The sequence below is a fragment of the Dellaglioa sp. CoH-56-MRSF-11 genome (assembly GCF_056782135.1).
Genome location: NZ_JBXAYE010000129.1, coordinates 1 through 258, shown reverse-complemented (window position 1 = coordinate 258; position 258 = coordinate 1). Strand labels below are relative to the sequence as shown.

The 258-nt window shown below is 57.0% G+C and carries 1 protein-coding gene; it reads left to right on the top strand.

All coding sequences use genetic code 11. The features are described from left to right. On the top strand, nt 1-258 hold a 258-nt coding region (locus AC1RPT_RS08115; RefSeq protein WP_481763042.1), incomplete at both ends, for a hypothetical protein.

Below are 258 nucleotides of genomic sequence, written 5' to 3'. Positions count from 1 at the left end.
ACCGGAATCCAGATCAAGTGCGCCATGAAACGCAGTCTCCCGCTCGCAGGCCTCGGAATCACGAACCCGAATCTGCGCTTCTGTCTGGCACAAGACCTGAGCGAGCACTTCAACATCGCGCTTGAATCGACTGGCTGGGAAACTGTGGGTGACGTAGAGGACGCGATTTCTGGTGAGCTGTGGGCCAAGCATATGTATGCAAAACAGGTTCCGCCGCTTACCATGGACGCAGTAGCTCAGGATATCGTGCGGCTCGCG